This is a genomic window from uncultured Senegalimassilia sp., from assembly GCF_902464545.1.
Lineage (GTDB): Bacteria > Actinomycetota > Coriobacteriia > Coriobacteriales > Eggerthellaceae > Senegalimassilia.
Window position 1 is genome coordinate 1 of the sequence record NZ_CABQJR010000028.1, and the last position, 19,528, is coordinate 19,528.

The window sequence follows — 19,528 nt, forward strand, 5'->3', positions numbered from 1 at the left end:
CTTCCATGGGTTATACCCTAAGAGCAAACCACCCGCTATGCGGGTGGTCCTGATTCGGCGGGATTGCGCGGGATGGATGTCCTGGCGCAACTTATCCTTCGCGTATCCTAAATGCTTCGTAAACGGCTGTCTGCGCCGTGCTTGACGTTCTATCGGTTACTATTTTCCCAGTTCAGACGGATGCAGGTGTTGCGCATACTTCCTAGTAATTCTCGGCGTTGATCTCGAAGTATGCCTGCGGGTGGTTGCATACGGGGCAAACGTCGGGGGCCTTGGTGCCTACGACGATGTGGCCGCAGTTACGGCACTCCCACACCTTGACCTCGCTCTTCTCGAACACCTGAGCGGTCTCCACGTTGTGCAGCAGCGCGCGGTAGCGCTCCTCATGATGTTTCTCGATGGCGCCGACCTGGCGGAACTTCTCGGCCAGCTCGGGGAAGCCTTCCTCCTCGGCGGTCTTCGCGAAGCCCTCGTACATGTCGGTCCACTCGAAGTTCTCGCCGTTTGCGGCATCCTCCAGGTTCTCCGCCGTGGAGCCGATGCCCTGAAGCTCGCGCAGCCACATCTTGGCGTGGTACTGCTCGTTTGCCGACGTTTTGCGGAAGATCTCGGCGATCTGCTCGAAGCCTTCCTTCTTCGCCACCGATGCGAAATAGGTGTACTTGTTGGTTGCCTGCGACTCGCCGGCGAAGGCGGCCTGCAGGTTCTTCTCGGTTTGCGTTCCTTCGTACTTGCTCATGAGAAACCCCTCTCGCTGTGATGGCCCGCAGCGCCCGTGCGCGCGGTGCCTTTGGTTTCCATCTATCGATGGTATGGGCAAACGCGCGGCGGCGCAATTGTTTGCACCGCTTTGTGACGCAACTGTTGCAAGAGGGCTAGTTCTGGGTTGTTTTGCAGATTTTGGGCGCTGAATTTGCCATGAGCTTGGAGTTCTGGGCGGTTTTGGTCGCGAATTTGACGAAAGGGCGAGTAAGGGATTTCAAAATGCCTGGTCAGGAGAATGAGAACCGCTAAGGTTATATTTCAGTGCTTGCAAAACCGCCCAGAACTTTGATGGGGCCGTGGCAGGCGGTCGTGCGCTATGCGGTCTGTGCGGGTTTTCGCTCCGTCTGGCGTGCATTCGGCGGGGCATCGCGTTGGGGCGTTGTTTGCGGTATCATTGAAAGCACGTGTATTCACTAGTTAAGGAAGTTTCAGCATGTCGCTTTCCATCGGTATCGTGGGCCTGCCCAATGTGGGCAAGTCCACGCTGTTCACGGCCCTCACGAACAAGGGCGGTTTGGCAGCCAACTACCCCTTCGCCACCATCGAGCCCAACGTCGGCATCGTTCCCGTTCCCGACGATCGCCTGGAGAAGCTGGCCGAGATCGACCACCCTGCCAAGATCGTCCCCGCAACGGTCGAGTTCGTCGACATCGCCGGTCTGGTGGCGGGCGCCAGCCAGGGCGAGGGTCTGGGCAACCAGTTCCTCGCGAACATCCGCGAAACCGATGCCATCTGCGAAGTCGTGCGCTTCTTCAGCGACCCGGATGTCGTGCACGTCGACGGCCGTGTGAACCCTAGCTCGGACGTTGAAACTATCAAGACCGAGCTGATTCTGGCCGACATGGGCACGCTTGACAAGGCCATCCCGCGTCTGGAGAAGGAAGCGAAGCGCGACAAGGCCGGTGCGAAGAAGCTCGAGGTTGCGAAGAAGGTGCTCGAGGGCTTGAACGAAGGCCATCGCGCCCGCACGTTGAACCTGGACGAGGACGAGCAGGCTGCCATCTACGACCTGCACCTGCTCACCATGAAGCCCATCCTCTACATCGCCAACGTGGACGAGGACGCGCTCGACGCCGACTTGGCCGAGATCGACGGCTGCCAGCCGGTGCCGATTTCCGCAAAGGTCGAGGCCGACCTGGCCGAGCTTGATCCCGCCGAGGCGAAGGAGTACCTGGAGGCCATGGGCCTTGAGGAGTCCGGCCTGGCGCGCCTGGTGCGCAGCGCTTACAAGCTGCTGGGCTTGCAGAGCTATTTCACCAGCGGCGAAACGGAAACGCGCGCTTGGACCATCCCCATCGGCGCGAAGGCCCCGCAGGCCGCCGGTGTCATCCACTCCGATTTCGAGCGCGGCTTCATCAAGGCCGAAACCGCTTCGTATTCCGACTACGTGGAGCTGGGCGGTGAGCTGGGCTGCCGTAATGCCGGCAAGCTGCGCCAGGAAGGCAAGGAGTACGTGGTGCAGGACGGCGACGTCATGCACTTCAAGTTCAACGTTTAAAATGCCTGGTCAAACGGCGAATTAGCGAACTTCACGGGGCGAATCCGGAAAACCGGGTTCGCCCCGCGTGCTTTCGTGTCGCAACAGCGGCGGTGCCGGCGAAGGAGGGGTGCTCCGCACGTGTTGCTGCTTCAGGATGCGCGATTGTGCAGCAGCTTCTCCGGAGCGAATTGCGGCCCGTTTGCTGAGTGGTGCATGCGGACTTTTCGCACATGCGCGAAAAACCATTTGGCTGGCGTATAATCTGCCTGTTCGAAAGCTATTCGGCTGCGCGCGGCGCGGCCTTTTATATGCCCGGCGCAGGATGCCGGGCGTGCGACAAGGAGCATCTCGATGAAAACGAGCGATTTCGATTACGATCTTCCCCAGGAGCTTATCGCGCAGGAGCCGGCGGCGGTGCGCGATGCGTGCCGCATGCTGGTCATGGACCGCGAGACCGGCGCGATCGAGGACCGCATCTTCCGCGATATCATCGACTATCTTGAGCCCGGCGATCTGCTGGTGGCGAATGAGACGCGCGTTTTGCCGGCGCGCTTGCTGGGCGCGAAGCGCGGCACGGGCGGGCAGTCCGAGGTGTTCCTGCTTCGTCAGCTTGTGGGCTCCAAGGCGCAGCCGTATGCGGACGAGCCCCATATCCCCGGCCAGCTTGTGCCTGGCGAAAACCAGCAGGCTATCTGGGAGGTGCTCGTGCGCCCGGGCAAGCGTTTGAAGCCCGGCAGCGGCGCGGTGGTGGATTTCATGGATGGCGAAGGCAACGTTGCGCTGTCCGCCGAAATCGTCGACTGGGCCGAGGGCGCTCAGCGCGGTGAGCGCGTGGCTCGTCTGACCACCACGTACCCCTCGCTTGACGAGGCGCTTCACGCGGTGGGACATACGCCGCTGCCGCCTTACATCAAGCACTACGCTGGCGATGAGGAGCTGTATCAAACGGTGTATTCTCGTCGCGAAAGCTCGGCGGCGGCCCCTACGGCGGGCCTTCATTTCACGCCCGAGTTGATCGAGCGCTTGCGCGATAAGGGCATCGATTGGGAAACCGTCGAGCTCGAGGTGGGCTTGGACACGTTCCGCATCGTGGACGAGGAGGACCCGCTGGCCCATAAGATGCACACCGAGTTCTACACCGTGCCGCAGAAGACGGTCGACGCCATCAATCGCACACATGCCAATGGCGGCCGCGTGATCGCCGTGGGCACCACCAGCGTGCGCAGTTTGGAAAGCGCTTGGGATCCGTCGGCCGACGACGGCGCCGGCGCCATCACCGCGCGCGACCGCGATGCCACCAGCCTGTATCTGCTGCCGGGCAGCACGTTCCACGTGGTGGATGCCCTGGTCACGAACTTCCACGTGCCGCGCAGCACGCTCATGATGCTGGTCAGCGCGTTCAGCACCCGCGAGAACATCATGAACGCCTATCAGCATGCCATCGAGGAGCGCTACCGCATGCTGTCGTTCGGCGACGCCATGTTCATCCGCTAGCATTCGCTTAAGAGGGAAGCGGCCGGCGAAAGGGTTTTGCGAGCCCAAAATCCGTGTCGTACACAAGGGTTATGTTATAGGGGTTTGGTCGTATGCCTTCCGTTTCTCTGGCAACGAGAAACGGAAGGCATACTTATTTGCTCGGGGCGAAGTGCGATGCGGAAACCAGGTGAGAACGGCAGGGTCCTTGCTTTGGGATATAGACGCAAGCTCTTTGCTCGCCGTTTTGCGTTTGCGGGTGCAATGCGCCAGCGAGAGCGGGGCGTATCTGTCGAGCTAATGGAGTAGCTGCTATTTCCCCTGTTCGCGCAGGGCTTTTAGGATGGCGCGCTTGCGTGCCTGGTTCTTGTCGTAGGCTGCGCGCTCGGCTTTATGCGCGGCGCGTGCGGCTTCCTCGGCTGCGCGCTCGTCGGCGTGGGCTGCGCGTTCGGCGGCTTTTGCGGCGGCGCGCTGCTCCTTGCGCTCGGTGCGCTCGGCGGCTGCTTCCAGATCGCTGATGCGGCAGCCGCAGAAGTTCTGCCGGTACATTCCCAGTTCGCGGCTTTCGCGCGTTGCCTCGTCATAGTAGGGTCGGAAGTCCTCGAACACGGGCGCGACCCCGGCTTGTGCCGCTGCGCGCTCCACTTCCTCGCGGATGACCTGCGTATATTGGTAGGGGCTCACCGACAGCGTGGTGCCGATGCCCTCGAAGCCTCGTTCCGCGGCTACCCGTGCGGTTTCCTCAAGGCGAAGGCGGTAGCAGGCGCGGCAACGCGCCTCCCTGCGTGCAGGGTCGACCGACAGTACGGCGGCACGAGGTGCGGCGCCGCTCGTAGAGCTTGCAGAAAGGGAAGCGGCGGCAGGGGAAGCGTCTCCGTCCTCTGCATCGGTGACCGATACACACCGGTTGCCGGAGGTATCATCAGAGCCCTCGATTTCGCCCCCGATTTCGCCCCCGCATTCGCCTTCCGCGCCAGTCTCCGCGCGCGTCTGCTCGACCTCGGCGATCGCGGCGTCCCCGATGCGGCCCGCACATGCTTCCCACGTGGCCGGGTCGTACGGGCCTTCCAGCACCTCGAACCCCGCATCCGCGGCCCACGCGCGCAGCGTTGCCAGCCGGTGCTCGTATTCCTCGGCGGGGTGGATGTTCGAGTTCGCGTAGTAAATGGTGATGTCGTGCCCCGCGGCCTTCAACAGGCGCGTCGGCTCGAGCGAGCACGGCCCGCAGCACGCATGCAGCAACAACTTCATTCGCGAACTCCTTTTTCGATGGGCATTTCGCCGCCGGCGCGGCGCTTCCCCTATACTACCACGCAGGCAAAAACTATCCCCACCTGCGGCAATCTGCAGAAAGGCATGATATATGGAGAAACGAACCTTCCGCGCCGTCTTCTTCGATCTTGACGGCACGCTGCTGCCCATGGACGTTGACGTCTTCATGAAGAGCTACTTCCGCGCCCTCGGCGGGTACGTCGCGCGCCTTGGCATCGCCCCCGATCAGTTCATGGCCGGCATGAAACGCGGCATCACCGCCATGGCCACCAACGATTCAGGCCATGCGAACGCCGAGTCGTTCTGGCCCGAGTTCCTGGCCTGCATCGATATGCCCGAGGGGCTCACCGCAGACGCGCTGCTCGCCGCCATCGGCGATTTCTACGAGAACGAGTTCGGCGAACTGGGTGCCGACGTGGAGCCGAACCCCGCCGCCGCGCGCGCCATCGAGGCGCTTGCCGCCAAGGGCTATCCGCTCGTGCTCGCCACCATGCCGATGTTCCCTCGCCGCGCCGTGGAGTGGCGCTTGCGCTGGGCCGGCATCGATCCGGCGGTGTTCTCGCGCATCACCACGTTCGAGAACTCCACCGCCGTCAAGCCCAAGCCCGACTACTATGCGGAAAACCTTGCCGCCGCGGGCGTTGAGGGCCGCGACGTGCTCATGGTCGGCAACAACACCAAGGAGGACCTGGCCGCATGCCAGCTTGGCTGCGAGGGTTTCCTGGTCACCGATTTCCTGATCGACCCTGTCGGCTTCGAGGTGTTCAGCGTGCGCCACGGGTCTATGGAGAAGTTCGCGGACTGGGTGGAATCCCTGCCTGAGTGCGCCGATCCGGCGCAGGGCGTGAGCGACGCCATCGTGCCCGCTGCCGTGCGTGAGCGCGTGCTTGCGGCATGCGGCATCGCCGACGGCCAGGCCGGCGGCGCGAAAACGCTCGAGGAGGCGGGCCGCTCCGGCGGCACCGATTTCGTCATCAACGGGATGGAGGACTAGCCCATGGCCCTGTTCGACTGCACCATCGAGGCTACTTGCGGCCATGCCCGCGCGCTTTCGTACGAAACCGCGCACGGCACCTTCCATACCCCCATGTTCATGCCCGTCGGCACATCGGCCACGGTCAAGGGCATCACGGTCGATCAGCTTCACCAGCTGAACAGCCAGGTGGTGCTTGCGAACACCTACCACCTGTCCATGCGCCCCGGCGCCGACTTGGTGGAAGAGGCCGGCGGTGTGCACAAGTTTATGAACTACGACGGCCCCATGCTCACCGACTCGGGCGGATTCCAGGTGTTCTCTCTGGCTGACACGCTCAAGCTCGACGCCGACGGCCTGACCTTCCGCAGCATCTACGACGGAAGCTATGTGCGCTGGACGCCCGAGTCCAATATGCGCATCCAAGAGCAGATCGGCGCCGACATCGCCATGCAGCTTGACCAGTGCACGCCGTACCCGGCCGAGCGCAGCTTCGTGGCCAACGCCGTGGACCTGTCGGCGAATTGGGCCCGTCGCTGCTTGGCGGCGCACAAGCGCCCCGACCAGACGCTGTTCGGCATCGTGCAGGGCGGTATGGAGCTTGACCTGCGCCTTGAGAGCATCCGCCGCCTGCGCGAGATCGAGGACGAGAGCCTGGCCGCGGGCGGTCGCCGCTTCGGCGGCTTCGGCATCGGCGGCTATTCGGTGGGCGAAGACCACGAGACCATGTTCGAGACGCTCGGCCAGGTGGCCCGCGCATGCCCCGAGGACCGTCCGCGCTACCTGATGGGCGTGGGCAACCCCACCACGCTCGTGCGCGCCGTGCGCGAGGGCGTCGACATGTTCGACTGCGTGCTGCCCACCCGCACCGCGCGCATGGGCACGGCGTTCTCCAGCACGGGCCGCATGAACATGCGCAACGCGAAGTTCACGCGCGACTTCACGCCGCTCGACCACAGCTGCACCTGCCCGACGTGCCAGAACTACACGCGAGCCTATCTGCGCCACTTGGTGAAGCAGAACGAGATGCTCGGCGCCATCCTGCTGTCGGTGCACAACCTGCACTTCCTGCTCGACCTCATGCGCCGTGCCCGCGAGGCCGTGCTGGCGGGCGAGTACGAGCAGTTCTACGAGGAGTGGATGAACAGCCCGGCCGCTAAGGACTACTGATATAGGACTCGGGCGGATTCCCGCTCCTTGGTGCTTTCGTATTCTCCTCGATTGTGGGAAAATAAGTAAGTTAGGGTATATATGGCGGCGTTCAACGCTGCCGCGGAAGGGACGGCCCGGCAGGGCCGTCCTATGGTTTGCAAGGCTAGGAGAAGCTCGCATGGCGAAAGCGCAAAACGCCAAGGCCAAGAAGAAGGGCGGCAACGCCAACCGTCGCAACGTGTGGCTGTTGGTGCTGACCACCGTCTTGGTGCTGGGGTCCATCTTCATGTTCACCCCTCCGCAGGAAAAGATCAACCAGGGCCTGGACATCCAAGGCGGCCTGTCGGTGGTGCTGTCGGCGAAAAGCACCGACGGCGATGCAGTGACCTCCGAGGACATGGAGAAGTCGCGCGCCATCATCGAGCAGCGCGTCAACGCGCTCGGCGCCTCCGAGGCCGTGGTGCAGCTGCAGGGCTCCGACCAGATTCTCGTGCAGATCCCCGGCCTTTCCGATACGGAAACGGCGCTGTCCACCATCGGCAAAACCGGCAAGCTGGAGTTCGCGCGCCTGGATTCGTTCACCGATGAGGACGTCAAAACTAAGATCGAGAACGGGCAGTACGGTTCCAGCGGCACCATCACCGACGACTTCGGCAACACGCTGCCTTCCGGCAAGACCGAGCATCTGACGGTGGAGGAGGGCACGTACACGCCGCTCATCACCGGCAGCAACATCACGAAGGTCGACATCGGCCGCGCCTCCGAGACTGGCACCGACTATTCGGTCAACGTCTCCCTTGATTCCGAGGGTACGAAGGCGTTCGCCGACGCCACGAAGGACCTGGCAAGCACCAAGGGCAAGATCGTCATCATCCTTGATGGCGAAGTGCAGTCCGCGCCGGCGGTGCAGTCCGAGATTACCGGCGGTCAGGTGTCCATCACCGGCGGCTACGACAAGGAAGCCGCCTCCTCCATGGAGACGGTGCTCGAGTCCGGCTCGCTGCCCGTGAGCTTCGAGTACGCGCAATCCCAGGTGGTCGGCCCGACGCTCGGCCAGGATGCGCTGACCTCCGGTGTGCTGGTGGCCGCTATCGGCCTTGCGCTGGTCATGCTGTACCTGCTGGTGTTCTACCAGGGTCTGGGCCTGATCACCGCTGCCGCCATGGTCGTGTTCGCCGTGCTGTACCTGGGCATTCTGGCGCTGCTGTCGCATTTCGGCCTGTTCAGCCTGTCCATGGCCGGCATCGCCGGCGTCGTGCTGACCATCGGCATGGCGGCGGACTCCTCCATCCTCACGCTTGAGCGCTTCCGCGAGGAGATCCGCATGGGCCGCAGCGTCCGCGCGGCCTCCGTCACCGGCGTGCGCCATGGCATCCTCACGTCCATCGACGCCGACCTGGTCACCATGGTCTCGGCGCTCACGCTGTTCTTCCTAGCAAGCGCCTCGGTCAAGGGCTTCGGCCTGACGCTGGCGCTCGGCATCATCTGCGACATCGTCATGATGCTGCTGTTCAAGGCGCCCATCATCCGCCTGCTGGCGCCGAAGTGCATCGCCAAGCACCCCGGCTTCTGGGGCGTGAAGGATTGCAAGGAGGCCGCCCCGTACTTCCAGGGCGAGAAGCCTGCTTCCTCGCGTCATGACGTGCGCGGCCGCTTCATCAAGCTCGACATCAACCTGCTGGGTTACCGTAAGGTGTTCCTGTCCATCGCGGCCGTGGCGGTCGTGCTGGTCGTGGCGCTCGTCGGCGTGCGCGGCGTGAACTTCGGCATCGAGTTCGTGGGTGGCACCTCGGTGACGTTCCATCAGGGCGGCAACGACGTGACCACCGAGCAGGTGCGTTCGGCCTTCGCCGATGCCGGCGAGCCCGACGCCGTGGTGCAGACCACCGACTCCGACGGCCAGGCTGGCTTCCTCGTGCGCACCACCGATACGTCGGCGGAAAGCGCTGCCGCGGCGGCCAACAAGGTTGCCAACCAGTTCGGCTGGGATGCGGAAAGCTTCGAGGTAACCACCATCGGCCCGGACTGGGGCACCAGCGTCATCCAGAGCTCCTGCATCGCGTTCTTCGTGTCGCTGCTGCTCATCATCGCCTACATCTCGGTGCGCTTCCGCGATCCGAAGATGGGCGTGTCGGCGGTTATCGCCTTGCTGCATGACCTGGTCATCGTGCTGGGCGTGTACGTGCTCGTGGGTCGCGAGGTCACACCGAACACCATCGCAGCGTTGCTCACCATCCTGGGTTATTCGCTCTACGATACGGTGGTCGTGTTCCATCGCATCAACGAGAACATGAAGGGCGATTCGCCGAAGTGCACGTTCGCAACCATGGCGAACCACTCCGTCAACGAGGTTCTGGTGCGTTCGCTCAACACCTCCATCACCTCGCTTATCCCGGTTGCGGCCATGCTCATCTTCGGCGGCGAGACGCTGCGCGACTTCGCCCTGGCCATGACCGTGGGCCTGATGTGCGGCTGCTACTCGTCTTATGCCATTGCAACGCCCATCTACGTGATGTGGAAGACGCGCGAGCCGCAGTTCGCGAAGCTGCAGAAGAAGTACGGCACGGACATCCAGCGTTGGTTCCTGAACCGACTGCCGCAGGCCGCTGCCGTCACCGCAGCTGCTGCTGCCGGCGCCGCCGCGGATGCTGTTGCGGATGGTGTCGGCCAGGACGCGCCCACTGCGGAGCCCGCTGCTTCGCAAGGTCAGCAGGCTGCGAGCAAGCCTGCTAAGGCGCAAAACCGCTCCAAGAAGAAGCGCAAGAAGGTTCAAGGCTAACATCGGCTAGCTGATTCGGGCCGCTCGGAAACGAGCGGCCCGTTTTGCTGTTTGGGATTGTTTACCGGCGCTTGGCTCTTGGTGCTTCACATCGGGCATCTCGGCGGTTTTGCGCGAATGCGACGCGGGTCAGAATGGGGAAGCGCCGCGCTCTCGCTGTACGGGTTTGCGCCTCATCGGTGGCATCAGGTGTCTCGGAACCCGCGCTTAAACGCGGGTGCGCATGAGATTCCTTTTCATGCAAAAAGCCCGGCTCCTGATCGCGTTTTGCGGTCAGGAGCCGGGCTTGAATCGATCGGACTGGTAAGCGCTCGAAGACGCGTGTCTGTTCGCCGGGATTAGAAGCCGAAGTCCAGGTCGCTCAGGCGGATCTCGCCGTCGTCCTCGTCTTCTTCCTCTTCATCCTCGCTAAGGCCGTTGTAACGGGAGATAAGCGCTTCCATCTGCTCCTCAAGGGCGTTGGTGCCCATGAACGCATCGCGGAACAGCCTCATGTCGTCCTCGCTGAAGCTATCGCCGGCGCCTTCCATGATCGCGCCGATGTTGGCCATCTTCTTCACGGCTTCGTCTTCTTCCATGGGTTTCATCTTCTCGGGATCCATCATCGGGAACATGTTCGATCCTCCTTGCACGGGTAACCTAAACAGCGCGCTGTCCTGCGGCAATGTGCTTGGCACGCAGGTGCTTGCGCCGTTGTTTCACTGTTCAATAGTATAGCAGTCGGATAGATTACGGGAGGTCAACGAGCGCATTGCAACCTATTGTGATACGCTGAGGAAATCACGTGAATCCATGCACGCAGGCTATGGAGGAATCGGCTGCAAGCGATGTCGGCCATGTTAAAAGGAGTTGCCATGCGCGAAGGAAGCGCCCCGAATTTCTGCCCGCCCACCGAGGAAGGCATCACCCTCACGTTTCAGGACGAGAAGGGCGATCAGATCGATCTTGAGTTCCTCGGCTTGATCCTGCACGAGGGTCGCCGTTACGGCTTCTTCTTCCCGGTCACCGAGGACAGCCCGGCATGCAGCTCGGGCGAGATCATCCCGCTTGAGGTGACCGAGCTTGACGAAGATGGTCAGCCCGCCGCGTTCGAATTGGTCGAGGACCAGGCTATCGCCCAGGAAGTCTACGAGGACTTTAAGCAGGCCGCCAAGGACCTGTACGACTTCGAATAGGCGCTCCCGCGCCGCCGCGTTGCGGGGTGTTTTGGCTGAAGCCCGGCTTTGCGAAAGCGGGCTCCGACGAATCCAGTGATTTGCATAAGGAAGGGCACGGCTCAAAGCCGTGCCCTTCCTGTTTCGCTTTATCAAAAGCCTTGCAAAGCCCGCTGGCGCATGAGGTGCTGCGAACGCAAAACCTGCAATCCGGAAAGCCATGCGGTTTACGGCAGATTTGCGGCTTCTCAAAACCGCCTTCCGCCGCGATTGCGTCAGGTTTGCGGCGTCCCTACAGCTCGATCGGCTTCCACTCCTCGTGGTTGCAGATCCACGCCTCGGGCTCCTCGACGCTGAAGAACACCAGCGTGGGGTCATCGGGACCGTCGTAGCTCTCGCCCAGGCTGCACAGGTGCGCGTAACCGGCGTAGCGCATGTCGGCGTTCGCCTTGTCCTCAAGGCCGGCCTTACCGCGAAGGATCAGCCAGCCATGGCCGGGCCACCAGCTGGATGCCTCGAACTTCTGGTTCTGCTGCAGCTCCTCCCACACGTCCTTGGTAGTGGCGGTGACGAACCAGATCTTGCCGTCCTGCTCGGCGGCGAAGCTGAACGGGCGCACGTGGGGCTGGTCGTTCACGCTGGTGGCCAGGTACCACGCGGGGACGTTCGTCAGATACTGCAGGATGGTCTCGTTGCCGGTCATGTGATCCTCCTAGTCTTGGAACCGGTCGGTTAAAGCAAGTAGCCGATGGCTGCGACGCAGCCGGCCAAAACGGCCATGAAGGCGGCGGCTGCGGCGTCGCGCGGGGCGAAGCGAAGCGGATGCAGGTGCGTGCGTCCTTCGCCGCCGTGGTAGCAGCGCGCGTCCATGGCCGCTGAAAGCGTTTCGGCGTGACGGAACACGCTGGTGAACAAGGGTACCATGAGCGAAGTGAGCATGCGCACGCCGCGTGCGGGGCTGTTTGACAGGCGGGCGCCGCGGCTGACCTGAGCGTGGTAGACCACGGCAAGCTCGTTGGCGAACTGCGGCATGAAGCGCAGCGCGATGCCCATGATCATGCCCAGCTCGTGGGCGGGCACGCCGAAGCGGGCGAAGGGCTTGAGCACCCATTCGAACGCCTCAGTCAGGTCGATGGTCATGGTGGTCAGGGTGATCAGGCTCATTCCCAGCATCATGATGGTCAGGCGGGCGCCCATGAACAGGCAGGTTTGCACGCCCGCCTCGCTGATGCGAAGGATGCCCCAGTCGACGAGCACCTGGCCGCCTTGCGTGACGAACAGGTTCAGCACCGCCACGATGACCACGATGGCCATAAGCGGTGCCAACGACCGCGCTGCCTTGCTCGGCGGGATCTGTGCCAGCGCGTAGCACAGTGCCGTGAACGCTGCACATACGGCCAGGGCCGCGGCGCTTTTTGCGCACAGCAGCACCACGATGAACACGCAACCTGCTATGAGCTTCGTGCGCGGGTCGAGCCGATGCACGCAGCTGGTGCCGGAAACGTAGCTGCCGAAGGAAAAGCCCGGGTTCATTCGACCACCTGGCCTTCAGAGCCGGCTGGGGAAGGGGCGGCATCGCCGGCGTTGCCGCTGCCCGCGCCGCAAGCCGCAGCGATCATCCCTGCCAAGTCCTTCTCCGTATACAGTTTCCCTTGCTCAAGGGCCCATCCGCCTGCGCGCAGCGCTTCCGCGAACGCCTGCGGCTCGGTGGTTCCCAAGCCCACTTCCTTGAGCTTGCGCGCGTGCAGGAACAGGCGCTCGGGTGCGCCGACGCCCAGCAGGCGCCCTTCGTTCATGACGGCCACGCGGTCGCACATGGCGGCAAGGTCGTCCATGCAGTGGGACACCATGACCACGGTGAGGCCCTGGTCATGCAGGCGGGCGATCATCTGCAGGAAGGAGCGCTTGCTGGCGGGGTCCAGGCCCGCCGCTGGCTCGTCGAGTACGAGCACCTGCGGGTCCATGGCAAGCACGCCGGCGAACGCCACGCGGCGCTGCTGGCCGCCCGAAAGCTCGAACGGGCTCTTTTCGGCCAGCTCGTCGAAGGAAAGACCTACGCGCTCGAGCGAGCTGCGCACGAGCGCATCAACCTCTTCGCCCGAAAGCCCCAGGTTGCGCGGCCCGAAGGCTACGTCCTTGTACACGGTTTCGGCGAACAGCTGGTGCTCGGGATACTGGAACACCACGCCGATCGATCCGCGCACCTTCGACTCGGCGCCCTTCGAGGCAATGTCAGTGCCGTCGATGAGCACGCGCCCTGAGGTGGGTTTCAAGATGCCGTTCATGTGCTGGATGAGCGTCGATTTGCCGCTGCCGGTATGCCCGGCAACGCCGAGGAACTCGCCGCGGCGCACCTGAAGCGAGACACCGCGCACGGCCCACAGGCTGTCGGGGCTGTTGCCCCATTTCGCCTGACGGGCTGCAGGCGCCTGCTTGCGCTTGCGTTGCCGTTTCGCCTCTGCTGCGTCGTAGGTGAAGCTGACGTCTTGGAACTCGATGAGCGCCGGGGTGTCGGCGTCGCCCTCGCAGGTGGGGAAGTCGCCGCCGGCGTCGGCGTCGGCGGCATCGGGCGCTGCCGCGTTCGCGTCGGCGGTGGTGCAAATGCCGGCGGCCTTGCTGAGCGCCAGGACCTCGTGTGCCAGTTTCCCCGCGTCCACGGTGGGTTGCACGGCCATGCCCGCATTGCGTAGATCCAGCGACAGGCGGGCTGCGAACGGCACGTCAAGGTTCAGGTGCGCCAGCGCGCGTGCCTGAACGAGCACCTCGTCGGGCGTGCCCTCGAGCGCCACATGCCCGCGCTCCATGACCACCACGCGGTCGGCCCGCGCCGCCTCCTCCATATAATGCGTGATCATCGCGATGGTCATCCCGCGATCGTGCAGCTCATGGCACACGCGCATAAGGCCTGCTCGGCCGCGGGGGTCGAGCATGGCGGAAGCCTCGTCGAGCACGAGCACCGCAGGGTTCATGGCGAGCACGCCGGCGATGGCCACGCGCTGCTTCTGCCCGCCGGACAGGGCGTGGGTCTCATGGCGCTCGAATCCCGAAAGCCCCACGTCCTCAAGCGCCTGCGTCACGCGTTCGCGCAGCTCATCGGTGGGGATGCCCAGGTTCTCGGGACCGAAGGCCACGTCGTCTTCCACGAGCGAGGCAACCAGCTGGTCGTCGGGATTTTGGAACACCATGCCCACCGTCTCGCGGATGCGGTACGTGCAGTCGGCGTCCGCGGTGGGCATGTCCTGCACCTTCACGGTGCCCTCGTCGGGGATGAGCAGGGCGTTCAGATGCTTGGCCAGCGTCGACTTGCCGCTGCCGTTGCCGCCTAAGATGCACAGGAATTCGCCCTTGCGCACGTGCAGGCTCACGCCGTCAAGCGCGAAGTTCGCGCCGTCGTAGGTGAAGCGGACGTTTTGAACATCTATCATGATTCGCTTTACGATCCTTTCATGAACCGGCGAATTGCATTGCGTATTGCGGGGTGTGAAACGGGGTCGGAGGTGGCCCGATTCGGCGGAAGCTCGTTTTCAGGCGCTCTCCCTTGTGAGACGTGCTCGGGTAGGGTTGCCCGGTTCGACCGGCGTTTCCTATCCGAGCCGCAGCCTTTTAGACGCCTGCCTCCGGGTTCCTTGCAGAGGTGCGCCCGCCGCGCAAATCCCGCATCTCCCGTTAAAATCCCGCTATCCCGTTGTACGGTCCCGCCGGCAAGCGGGGCGCCCCGCTTGCCGGCGGGACCGTGCCGCGCTGGGGCGGCACGGTTTGAAACGCGGTTGCCTAGCGGCCCTTGACCTGGTCCTTCTTCGGGGTGATCAGGTTGGAGACGGCCTTGTACACCAGCAGGGTCAGTGCGCTGTTCAGCACGGTCTTGATCAGGTTGAACGGGAGCACTGCGGGCAGGATAAGCGGCATGATGACATCGGCGCTGCCGTACCAGAACCACACGCCGATCGTCAGGTTCGTGGCGACGGCGCCGATGGTGGCCACCACGCAGCCGACCAGCAGGCCGATGATGGCGCCGGCGAACGTGTGCTTACGGGCGTAGATGGCAGCGGCGGGCACCACGAAGAACAGCGTGGCGCAGATGTTCATGAGGCCGCCCACCCATTCGCCGAGCATCAGGCTGTGGATGATGGCGGCGACGGCGCCCACGGCGAAGCCGGCGCCCGGGCCGAAGGCGAAGCCGCACACCATGGCGGGCATGAGCGAGGGGTCGTAGGTCAGAAACGGCGCTGCGGGCAGGATGGGGATTTGCACGAACGACAGCAGCGCGGCGATGGCGCACATGAGCGCCATGGTGACCAGCTGGCGCGTCGACCAGCGGTTCGTGTTCTTGATGGTTGCGTTTGCGGCGGTTGCCTGAGACATGGTTGAACCTTCTTCCCGCGAAGCCTTCTTCCCACGGGTTCTGCTCTCAAGCTTCGCGAAAAAAGAGACAAGCCCGTATGAATTCCTTCCATACGGGCTTGTATTCGCTCAACAACTTCCCGCCCGGTAATACGATGCCATGCGGTGCGTTTCGCGAACTCTGCCTCTTCCATCCGGACTTTGACCGTTGGTCCTGGATTTGCACCAGATCAGCCTTGCATGCATGCGGTTTGTCGCCGCTTGACGCACAGGGTCGCGGACTTCCGGCTTGGCTGCGGCTTGCGCCGCGCGTATCCGGTTACCGCCAGTGAGGATTTCCACCTCGCCCTGAAACAGAATTCAATGGCACCTAGTGTAGCTGCGCCGCCATGGCTTCGCAACCGTTTGGGCTATGGATGTTTTCCGCGTTTTGTGGTGCGAACATATAGCGAATAGTTATAGGAAATCAGCTCGAAGGGGCTCGCTTTCCTACCAAAGCGCTACGCAATGCGCTTTTTCGCCGAGACTTCGGTGGTCTGCAGCGAAGGCGGCTCTATAATAAACCGTCGCGTCCCTAAAGGGACTCATTTTTAAGGCTACGAGGTTTTGCATGAACTACATCGAAGTGCTCGACAGCATAGACGCCGCCGTTTGGGGGCCTCCTATGATCATCTTGCTGTTGGGCTGCCATATCTACACCACCATCCGCACCAAGGGCATCCAGCGCAAACTGCCCTTGGCGCTCAAGCTTTCCATCACGAAGGACAACGGCGCCCAAGGCGACGTCAGCAACTTCGGCGCCATGGCGACCTCGCTTGCCTCCACGCTGGGAACGGGCTCCATCGTCGGAGTGGCCACTGCGGTGCTCTCCGGCGGCCCGGGCGCGGTGCTGTGGATGTGGCTTACCGGCATTCTGGGCATGGCAACGAAGTACACCGAGGTCTACGCTGCCATGAAGTACCGCGTGAAGGACCGCCAAGGTCACATGATGGGCGGCGCCATGCACGTGTGGGAGCAGCGCTACAAGCGCCCTGACGGCACCGTGCCGTGGTGGGCGAAGTTCATGGCCATCTGGTTCGCCGTCATGGCGTGCCTCACCATCTTCGGAGTCGGATCGGCCGTGCAGACCAGCGCCATCACCTCGGTTGCGCAGGCCAACTTCGGCGTGGAGCCCTGGATCGTCGCCGCCATCGTGTGCGGTAGCGCCCTGCTCATCATCATGGGCGGCTTGGGGACCATCTCCAACATTTGCGAGAAGCTCGTGCCCATCATGGGCGTCGCGTACATCTTGGGCTGCGCCTATATCCTCGTTTGCAACTGGGCGTTCATCGGCGAGTCGTTCAGGTTGATCTTCGAATGCGCCTTCACCCCTCGCGCGGCCTTCGGCGGTGCGGTGGGAAGCGGCATCATCGTGGCACTGCAGTTCGGCTGCGCGCGCGGCCTGTTCTCCAACGAGGCGGGCTTGGGTACGGCTCCGCTCATCAGCGCCGCCGCCGAGTCGAAGAACCCCGCGCGCCAGGCGCTCGTGTCCATGACCGGCCCGTTTTGGTGCACGGTGGTCATCTGCTTCGTGACCGCTTTGGTCATCGTCTCATCGCTGTGCGCCCACCCCACGCTCATCCAGGATGCCGGCGTCACCAACGGCGCCACGCTTGCCAACGCCGTGTTCGCCACCATCCCCTACGTGGGCGCGCCGATCCTCATGCTGGGCATCCTGTGCTTCGCTTATTCCACCATCATCGGGTGGAGCTACTACGGCGAACGCGTCACCCTGTACCTGTTCGGCCGCCGTTGGGTGCCGCTGTACCTGGGCTTCTATATTTGCATGGGCTTTTTGGGCGGCGTGGGCGTCGGCGATGTTGCCTGGACGGCAACCGACATCTCCAACGCGCTCATGGCGCTGCCTAACATCCTCATGGTGCTGCTGTGCGCCGGCATGGTGGGCAAGGAGACGCAGCATTACGTCTACGACGGCAACATCGACGAGGAGCTGCGTGTGGACATCCACGAGCTGCCCGAGAAAAGCGTGTTCACCCGCAAGAAGGCGTAAGGTCGCGTGAACAGGGGACAGGAACCTGTTCACGTTGAGAATGCTTCGCAAGCCGGTCGCTTTCGCGGCCGGCTTGTTGCATTCAGGGGGCTTTTGCGGTGTCCGTCGCGAACAGGGGACAGTCCCCTGTTCAAGTTGGTTGCAAACCTGCGTACTCCCGTTTCGGTGAGTTTTGCGCCCTCAGGGAGCGTTTTGCAAGTCGAATAGGGAAGGAAGCGGAGCGGTTGCCTCTTCGGCGAGCCCGTGAACAGGGGACAGGCCCCTGTTCATGTTGCGGTCCGGCCTGCGGTATCGCTTCTGCCACCTCCCTTCTCCGAGATGCCTCCTCTTCTCTCGAGAGGGCTCTCGGCTCTCGTTTCCAAAAGGGCTTTTCCGGGCTCAGCTGTATTCGCCCGGCTGAGTCCGGGAACCCCTGAACGGGGGACTGTCCCCTGTTCAAGTTAGCGTCGTCCGCGCAATGCGGGCATCCCTTGAAGCGCGGGCTTGTCCGGCGTTGGCGTGCGGGCTTCACCTTATAATGGCGGGTATGGAAACTATCGCAATCATAGGCGGCGGCGCATCGGGCCTGATGGCGGCTGTGGAAGCATCGCTTGCGCTGCGTCAGGCGGGCACTGCGGCGCACGTAGCCCTGTTCGAGGCCGACCCCGAGCGCATCGGCCGCTCCATCCTTGCAACCGGCAACGGCCGCTGCAACATCTCGAACGCCTGCATCAGCGCTGACGCGTATCGCAACCATGCTTTCGTCGAAGAGGCGCTTATGCACCTGCAAAGCGGTTACGCTGTCGAGCGCGGCGCGGCGTGTACGCGAACCCTTGAGGCGAACCCCGTGCTCGAGCGGTTCGCCGACATGGGCCTTGTGATGCGCGAAGAATCCGAGGGCCGCTTATACCCCATGGCGAACAAAGCCACCAGCGTGTTGGATGTGCTGCGATCCACCGCTGCCGAGCTGGGCGTCGACGTGCAAACCGACAAGCACGCCTTGCGCGTGGACGCGCCAACTCTGGGTGGCGTGGGCTGTTTCAATATCCGCTTCGCCGACAAGACGATTGCGCATGCGGCTGCGGTCATTGTGGCCGTTGGCGGGCGTGCGGCAAGCGGCATTCAGCTGCCAAAGCCGCTGGCTTGTTCGGATATGCAGCCCGTTTTGGGGCCTTTGCGCGTTGACGCGCAAGGCGCCAAGCTCACCCGACAGCTCAACAACATCCGCGTGCGCGGCACCGTGCATCTCGAACGAGGTGGGCGCCGCGTCGCAAGCGAGCGCGGCGAACTGCTCTTCCGCGACTACGGAGTCTCCGGCGTGTCGGTGTTCAACCTGTCGCGTTTTGCACAGCCCGGCGACGACCTAGTCGTCGACTTCCTGCCCGACATCCCCTCGGACGACATGGAGCGCTTCATGATGACGCGCCGCAAGCGGATGCAGAAGCTGCTGGGCGGCGAGCTTACGCTTGATCGCTTCCTCGAGGGCCTGCTGCTGCCCGCGGTGTCCGCCGCGGCGCTGCGCCAGACGGGTTTGCGTACCGGTGACCGATTTACACAAGAGATGATTCCCCAGCTTTGCGACATGCTTAAGGGCATGCGCTTGGCGGTGGAGGGCATCGGCGACGAGCGCCAATGCCAGGTGCGCCGCGGCGGCTTCCCTGTGGAGCGATTCAACCCCGCTACCTGCGAAGCGCTTGACGTGCCGGGCCTGTTCGTCACGGGAGAGGCGCTCGACGTCGACGCGCCCTGCGGCGGCTTCAACCTGCATTGGGCCTGGTCAAGCGGCATGCTCGCCGGCCGCGCCGCAGCTGATCGCATTGCAGGTGGGGAAGGCGTTGAGCGTGACGGCTCCCGCGCGGGCGCAAAGCCGCGTCCGATTGGCAGGCGGTCACCGTCTTGCACCGGTAATCTGAACCCTCCCTCGGGCCGCGATTCTCGCTCGCAGGCTGCGTCACGCTCCGGTGGTTCGCATGCTCCCGCCAGTGCTGGCACCTGCCGCTCCTCTTCTCGCGCGGGAAAACCGCGCCCCTCGCACAGGGGCGAACGCAGCAAAACCCGCAACCAGCGTGGCGGGAACGCTGCCCGCAATGCCCGTCATCGCAATCGATAG

Annotated in this window: 15 protein-coding genes and 1 riboswitch; of the genes, 8 read left to right on the forward strand and 7 right to left on the reverse strand. The window is 63.5% G+C overall.

What is annotated here, in order from left to right:
- Nucleotides 1–202: 202 nt before the first annotated feature.
- Nucleotides 203–739 (reverse strand): rubrerythrin, encoded by a 537-nt coding sequence (gene rbr, locus RDW26_RS07840; RefSeq protein WP_042437063.1) that lies wholly within the window; start codon nucleotides 737–739, stop codon nucleotides 203–205.
- A 459-nt stretch (nucleotides 740–1,198) separates the two neighbouring features.
- On the opposite strand from rbr, the gene ychF reads away from it, so the two are divergent.
- Both ychF and queA read left to right on the forward strand, forming a co-directional pair.
- Nucleotides 1,199–2,263, forward strand: coding sequence for a redox-regulated ATPase YchF (ychF, locus tag RDW26_RS07845; RefSeq protein WP_296132407.1), 1,065 nt, complete (start codon nucleotides 1,199–1,201; stop codon nucleotides 2,261–2,263).
- Nucleotides 2,264–2,596: 333 nt separating this feature from the next.
- Nucleotides 2,597–3,739 carry a tRNA preQ1(34) S-adenosylmethionine ribosyltransferase-isomerase QueA gene (gene queA, locus RDW26_RS07850; RefSeq protein WP_307983161.1) on the forward strand — a complete coding sequence of 381 codons (1,143 nt, stop codon included), beginning with the start codon at nucleotides 2,597–2,599 and terminating at the stop codon, nucleotides 3,737–3,739.
- Nucleotides 3,740–4,030: 291 nt separating this feature from the next.
- Here the strand turns inward: queA and RDW26_RS07855 are convergent, their stop codons facing one another.
- On the reverse strand, nucleotides 4,031–4,969 hold the full coding sequence (locus RDW26_RS07855; RefSeq protein WP_307983162.1) for an epoxyqueuosine reductase QueH: 939 nt from the start codon (nucleotides 4,967–4,969) through the stop codon (nucleotides 4,031–4,033).
- 112 nt (nucleotides 4,970–5,081) lie between these two features.
- Between RDW26_RS07855 and RDW26_RS07860 the strand changes: the two genes are divergently transcribed.
- The 3 genes from RDW26_RS07860 to secD all read left to right on the forward strand — a co-directional run bounded on the left by RDW26_RS07860 (nucleotide 5,082) and on the right by secD (nucleotide 9,894).
- A complete protein-coding gene (locus RDW26_RS07860) occupies nucleotides 5,082–5,984 on the forward strand; it encodes an HAD family hydrolase (protein ID WP_307983163.1) in 903 nt (300 codons plus the stop codon).
- A gap of 3 nt (nucleotides 5,985–5,987) precedes the next feature.
- On the forward strand, nucleotides 5,988–7,133 hold the full coding sequence (gene tgt / locus RDW26_RS07865) for a tRNA guanosine(34) transglycosylase Tgt (RefSeq protein ID WP_114621247.1): 1,146 nt from the start codon (nucleotides 5,988–5,990) through the stop codon (nucleotides 7,131–7,133).
- A gap of 160 nt (nucleotides 7,134–7,293) precedes the next feature.
- A complete protein-coding gene (gene secD / locus RDW26_RS07870) occupies nucleotides 7,294–9,894 on the forward strand; it encodes a protein translocase subunit SecD (RefSeq protein ID WP_307983164.1) in 2,601 nt (866 codons plus the stop codon).
- A gap of 338 nt (nucleotides 9,895–10,232) precedes the next feature.
- Here secD and RDW26_RS07875 read toward each other — a convergent pair whose 3' ends face one another.
- Nucleotides 10,233–10,508, reverse strand: coding sequence for a hypothetical protein (locus RDW26_RS07875; RefSeq protein WP_307983165.1), 276 nt, complete (start codon nucleotides 10,506–10,508; stop codon nucleotides 10,233–10,235).
- A 240-nt stretch (nucleotides 10,509–10,748) separates the two neighbouring features.
- Between RDW26_RS07875 and RDW26_RS07880 the strand changes: the two genes are divergently transcribed.
- Complete coding sequence (locus tag RDW26_RS07880) at nucleotides 10,749–11,069, forward strand: DUF1292 domain-containing protein (protein WP_042437046.1); 321 nt, start codon at nucleotides 10,749–10,751, stop codon at nucleotides 11,067–11,069.
- Nucleotides 11,070–11,340: 271 nt separating this feature from the next.
- Here RDW26_RS07880 and RDW26_RS07885 read toward each other — a convergent pair whose 3' ends face one another.
- From RDW26_RS07885 to RDW26_RS07900, 4 genes are all read right to left on the reverse strand, one after another.
- Complete coding sequence (locus tag RDW26_RS07885; protein ID WP_114621244.1) at nucleotides 11,341–11,751, reverse strand: pyridoxamine 5'-phosphate oxidase family protein; 411 nt, start codon at nucleotides 11,749–11,751, stop codon at nucleotides 11,341–11,343.
- Between the two features lie 29 nt (nucleotides 11,752–11,780).
- The gene (locus RDW26_RS07890; RefSeq protein WP_294416724.1) at nucleotides 11,781–12,581 is read right to left on the reverse strand and encodes an energy-coupling factor transporter transmembrane protein EcfT; all 801 of its coding nucleotides are present in this window, start codon (nucleotides 12,579–12,581) and stop codon (nucleotides 11,781–11,783) included.
- Complete coding sequence (locus RDW26_RS07895) at nucleotides 12,578–14,473, reverse strand: energy-coupling factor transporter ATPase (protein ID WP_307983166.1); 1,896 nt, start codon at nucleotides 14,471–14,473, stop codon at nucleotides 12,578–12,580. Before RDW26_RS07895 ends, RDW26_RS07890 begins: the two co-directional genes overlap by 4 nt.
- Nucleotides 14,474–14,819: 346 nt before the next feature.
- The gene (locus RDW26_RS07900; RefSeq protein WP_307983167.1) at nucleotides 14,820–15,410 is read right to left on the reverse strand and encodes an ECF transporter S component; all 591 of its coding nucleotides are present in this window, start codon (nucleotides 15,408–15,410) and stop codon (nucleotides 14,820–14,822) included.
- A gap of 157 nt (nucleotides 15,411–15,567) precedes the next feature.
- A riboswitch (FMN riboswitch) is annotated at nucleotides 15,568–15,749 on the reverse strand.
- 250 nt (nucleotides 15,750–15,999) lie between these two features.
- On the opposite strand from RDW26_RS07900, the gene RDW26_RS07905 reads away from it, so the two are divergent.
- On the forward strand, nucleotides 16,000–17,439 hold the full coding sequence (locus RDW26_RS07905) for an amino acid carrier protein (protein ID WP_307983168.1): 1,440 nt from the start codon (nucleotides 16,000–16,002) through the stop codon (nucleotides 17,437–17,439).
- A gap of 526 nt (nucleotides 17,440–17,965) precedes the next feature.
- Nucleotides 17,966–19,528: an aminoacetone oxidase family FAD-binding enzyme gene (locus tag RDW26_RS07910; RefSeq protein WP_307983169.1), complete on the forward strand. Its 1,563-nt coding sequence runs from the start codon at nucleotides 17,966–17,968 to the stop codon at nucleotides 19,526–19,528.

Excerpts from the sequence above, each read along its gene's own strand:
- RDW26_RS07895 (WP_307983166.1), bottom strand. The coding sequence starts at position 14,473 with ATGATAGATGTTCAAAACGTCCGCTTCACCTACGACGGCGCGAACTTC.
- RDW26_RS07910 (WP_307983169.1), top strand. The coding sequence starts at position 17,966 with ATGGAAACTATCGCAATCATAGGCGGCGGCGCATCGGGCCTGATGGCG.
- queA (WP_307983161.1), top strand. The coding sequence starts at position 2,597 with ATGAAAACGAGCGATTTCGATTACGATCTTCCCCAGGAGCTTATCGCG.
- RDW26_RS07880 (WP_042437046.1), top strand. The coding sequence starts at position 10,749 with ATGCGCGAAGGAAGCGCCCCGAATTTCTGCCCGCCCACCGAGGAAGGC.
- RDW26_RS07860 (WP_307983163.1), top strand. The coding sequence starts at position 5,082 with ATGGAGAAACGAACCTTCCGCGCCGTCTTCTTCGATCTTGACGGCACG.
- RDW26_RS07885 (WP_114621244.1), bottom strand. The coding sequence starts at position 11,751 with ATGACCGGCAACGAGACCATCCTGCAGTATCTGACGAACGTCCCCGCG.
- RDW26_RS07890 (WP_294416724.1), bottom strand. The coding sequence starts at position 12,581 with ATGAACCCGGGCTTTTCCTTCGGCAGCTACGTTTCCGGCACCAGCTGC.
- ychF (WP_296132407.1), top strand. The coding sequence starts at position 1,199 with ATGTCGCTTTCCATCGGTATCGTGGGCCTGCCCAATGTGGGCAAGTCC.
- RDW26_RS07905 (WP_307983168.1), top strand. The coding sequence starts at position 16,000 with ATGAACTACATCGAAGTGCTCGACAGCATAGACGCCGCCGTTTGGGGG.
- RDW26_RS07900 (WP_307983167.1), bottom strand. The coding sequence starts at position 15,410 with ATGTCTCAGGCAACCGCCGCAAACGCAACCATCAAGAACACGAACCGC.
- secD (WP_307983164.1), top strand. The coding sequence starts at position 7,294 with ATGGCGAAAGCGCAAAACGCCAAGGCCAAGAAGAAGGGCGGCAACGCC.
- RDW26_RS07875 (WP_307983165.1), bottom strand. The coding sequence starts at position 10,508 with ATGTTCCCGATGATGGATCCCGAGAAGATGAAACCCATGGAAGAAGAC.
- tgt (WP_114621247.1), top strand. The coding sequence starts at position 5,988 with ATGGCCCTGTTCGACTGCACCATCGAGGCTACTTGCGGCCATGCCCGC.
- rbr (WP_042437063.1), bottom strand. The coding sequence starts at position 739 with ATGAGCAAGTACGAAGGAACGCAAACCGAGAAGAACCTGCAGGCCGCC.
- RDW26_RS07855 (WP_307983162.1), bottom strand. The coding sequence starts at position 4,969 with ATGAAGTTGTTGCTGCATGCGTGCTGCGGGCCGTGCTCGCTCGAGCCG.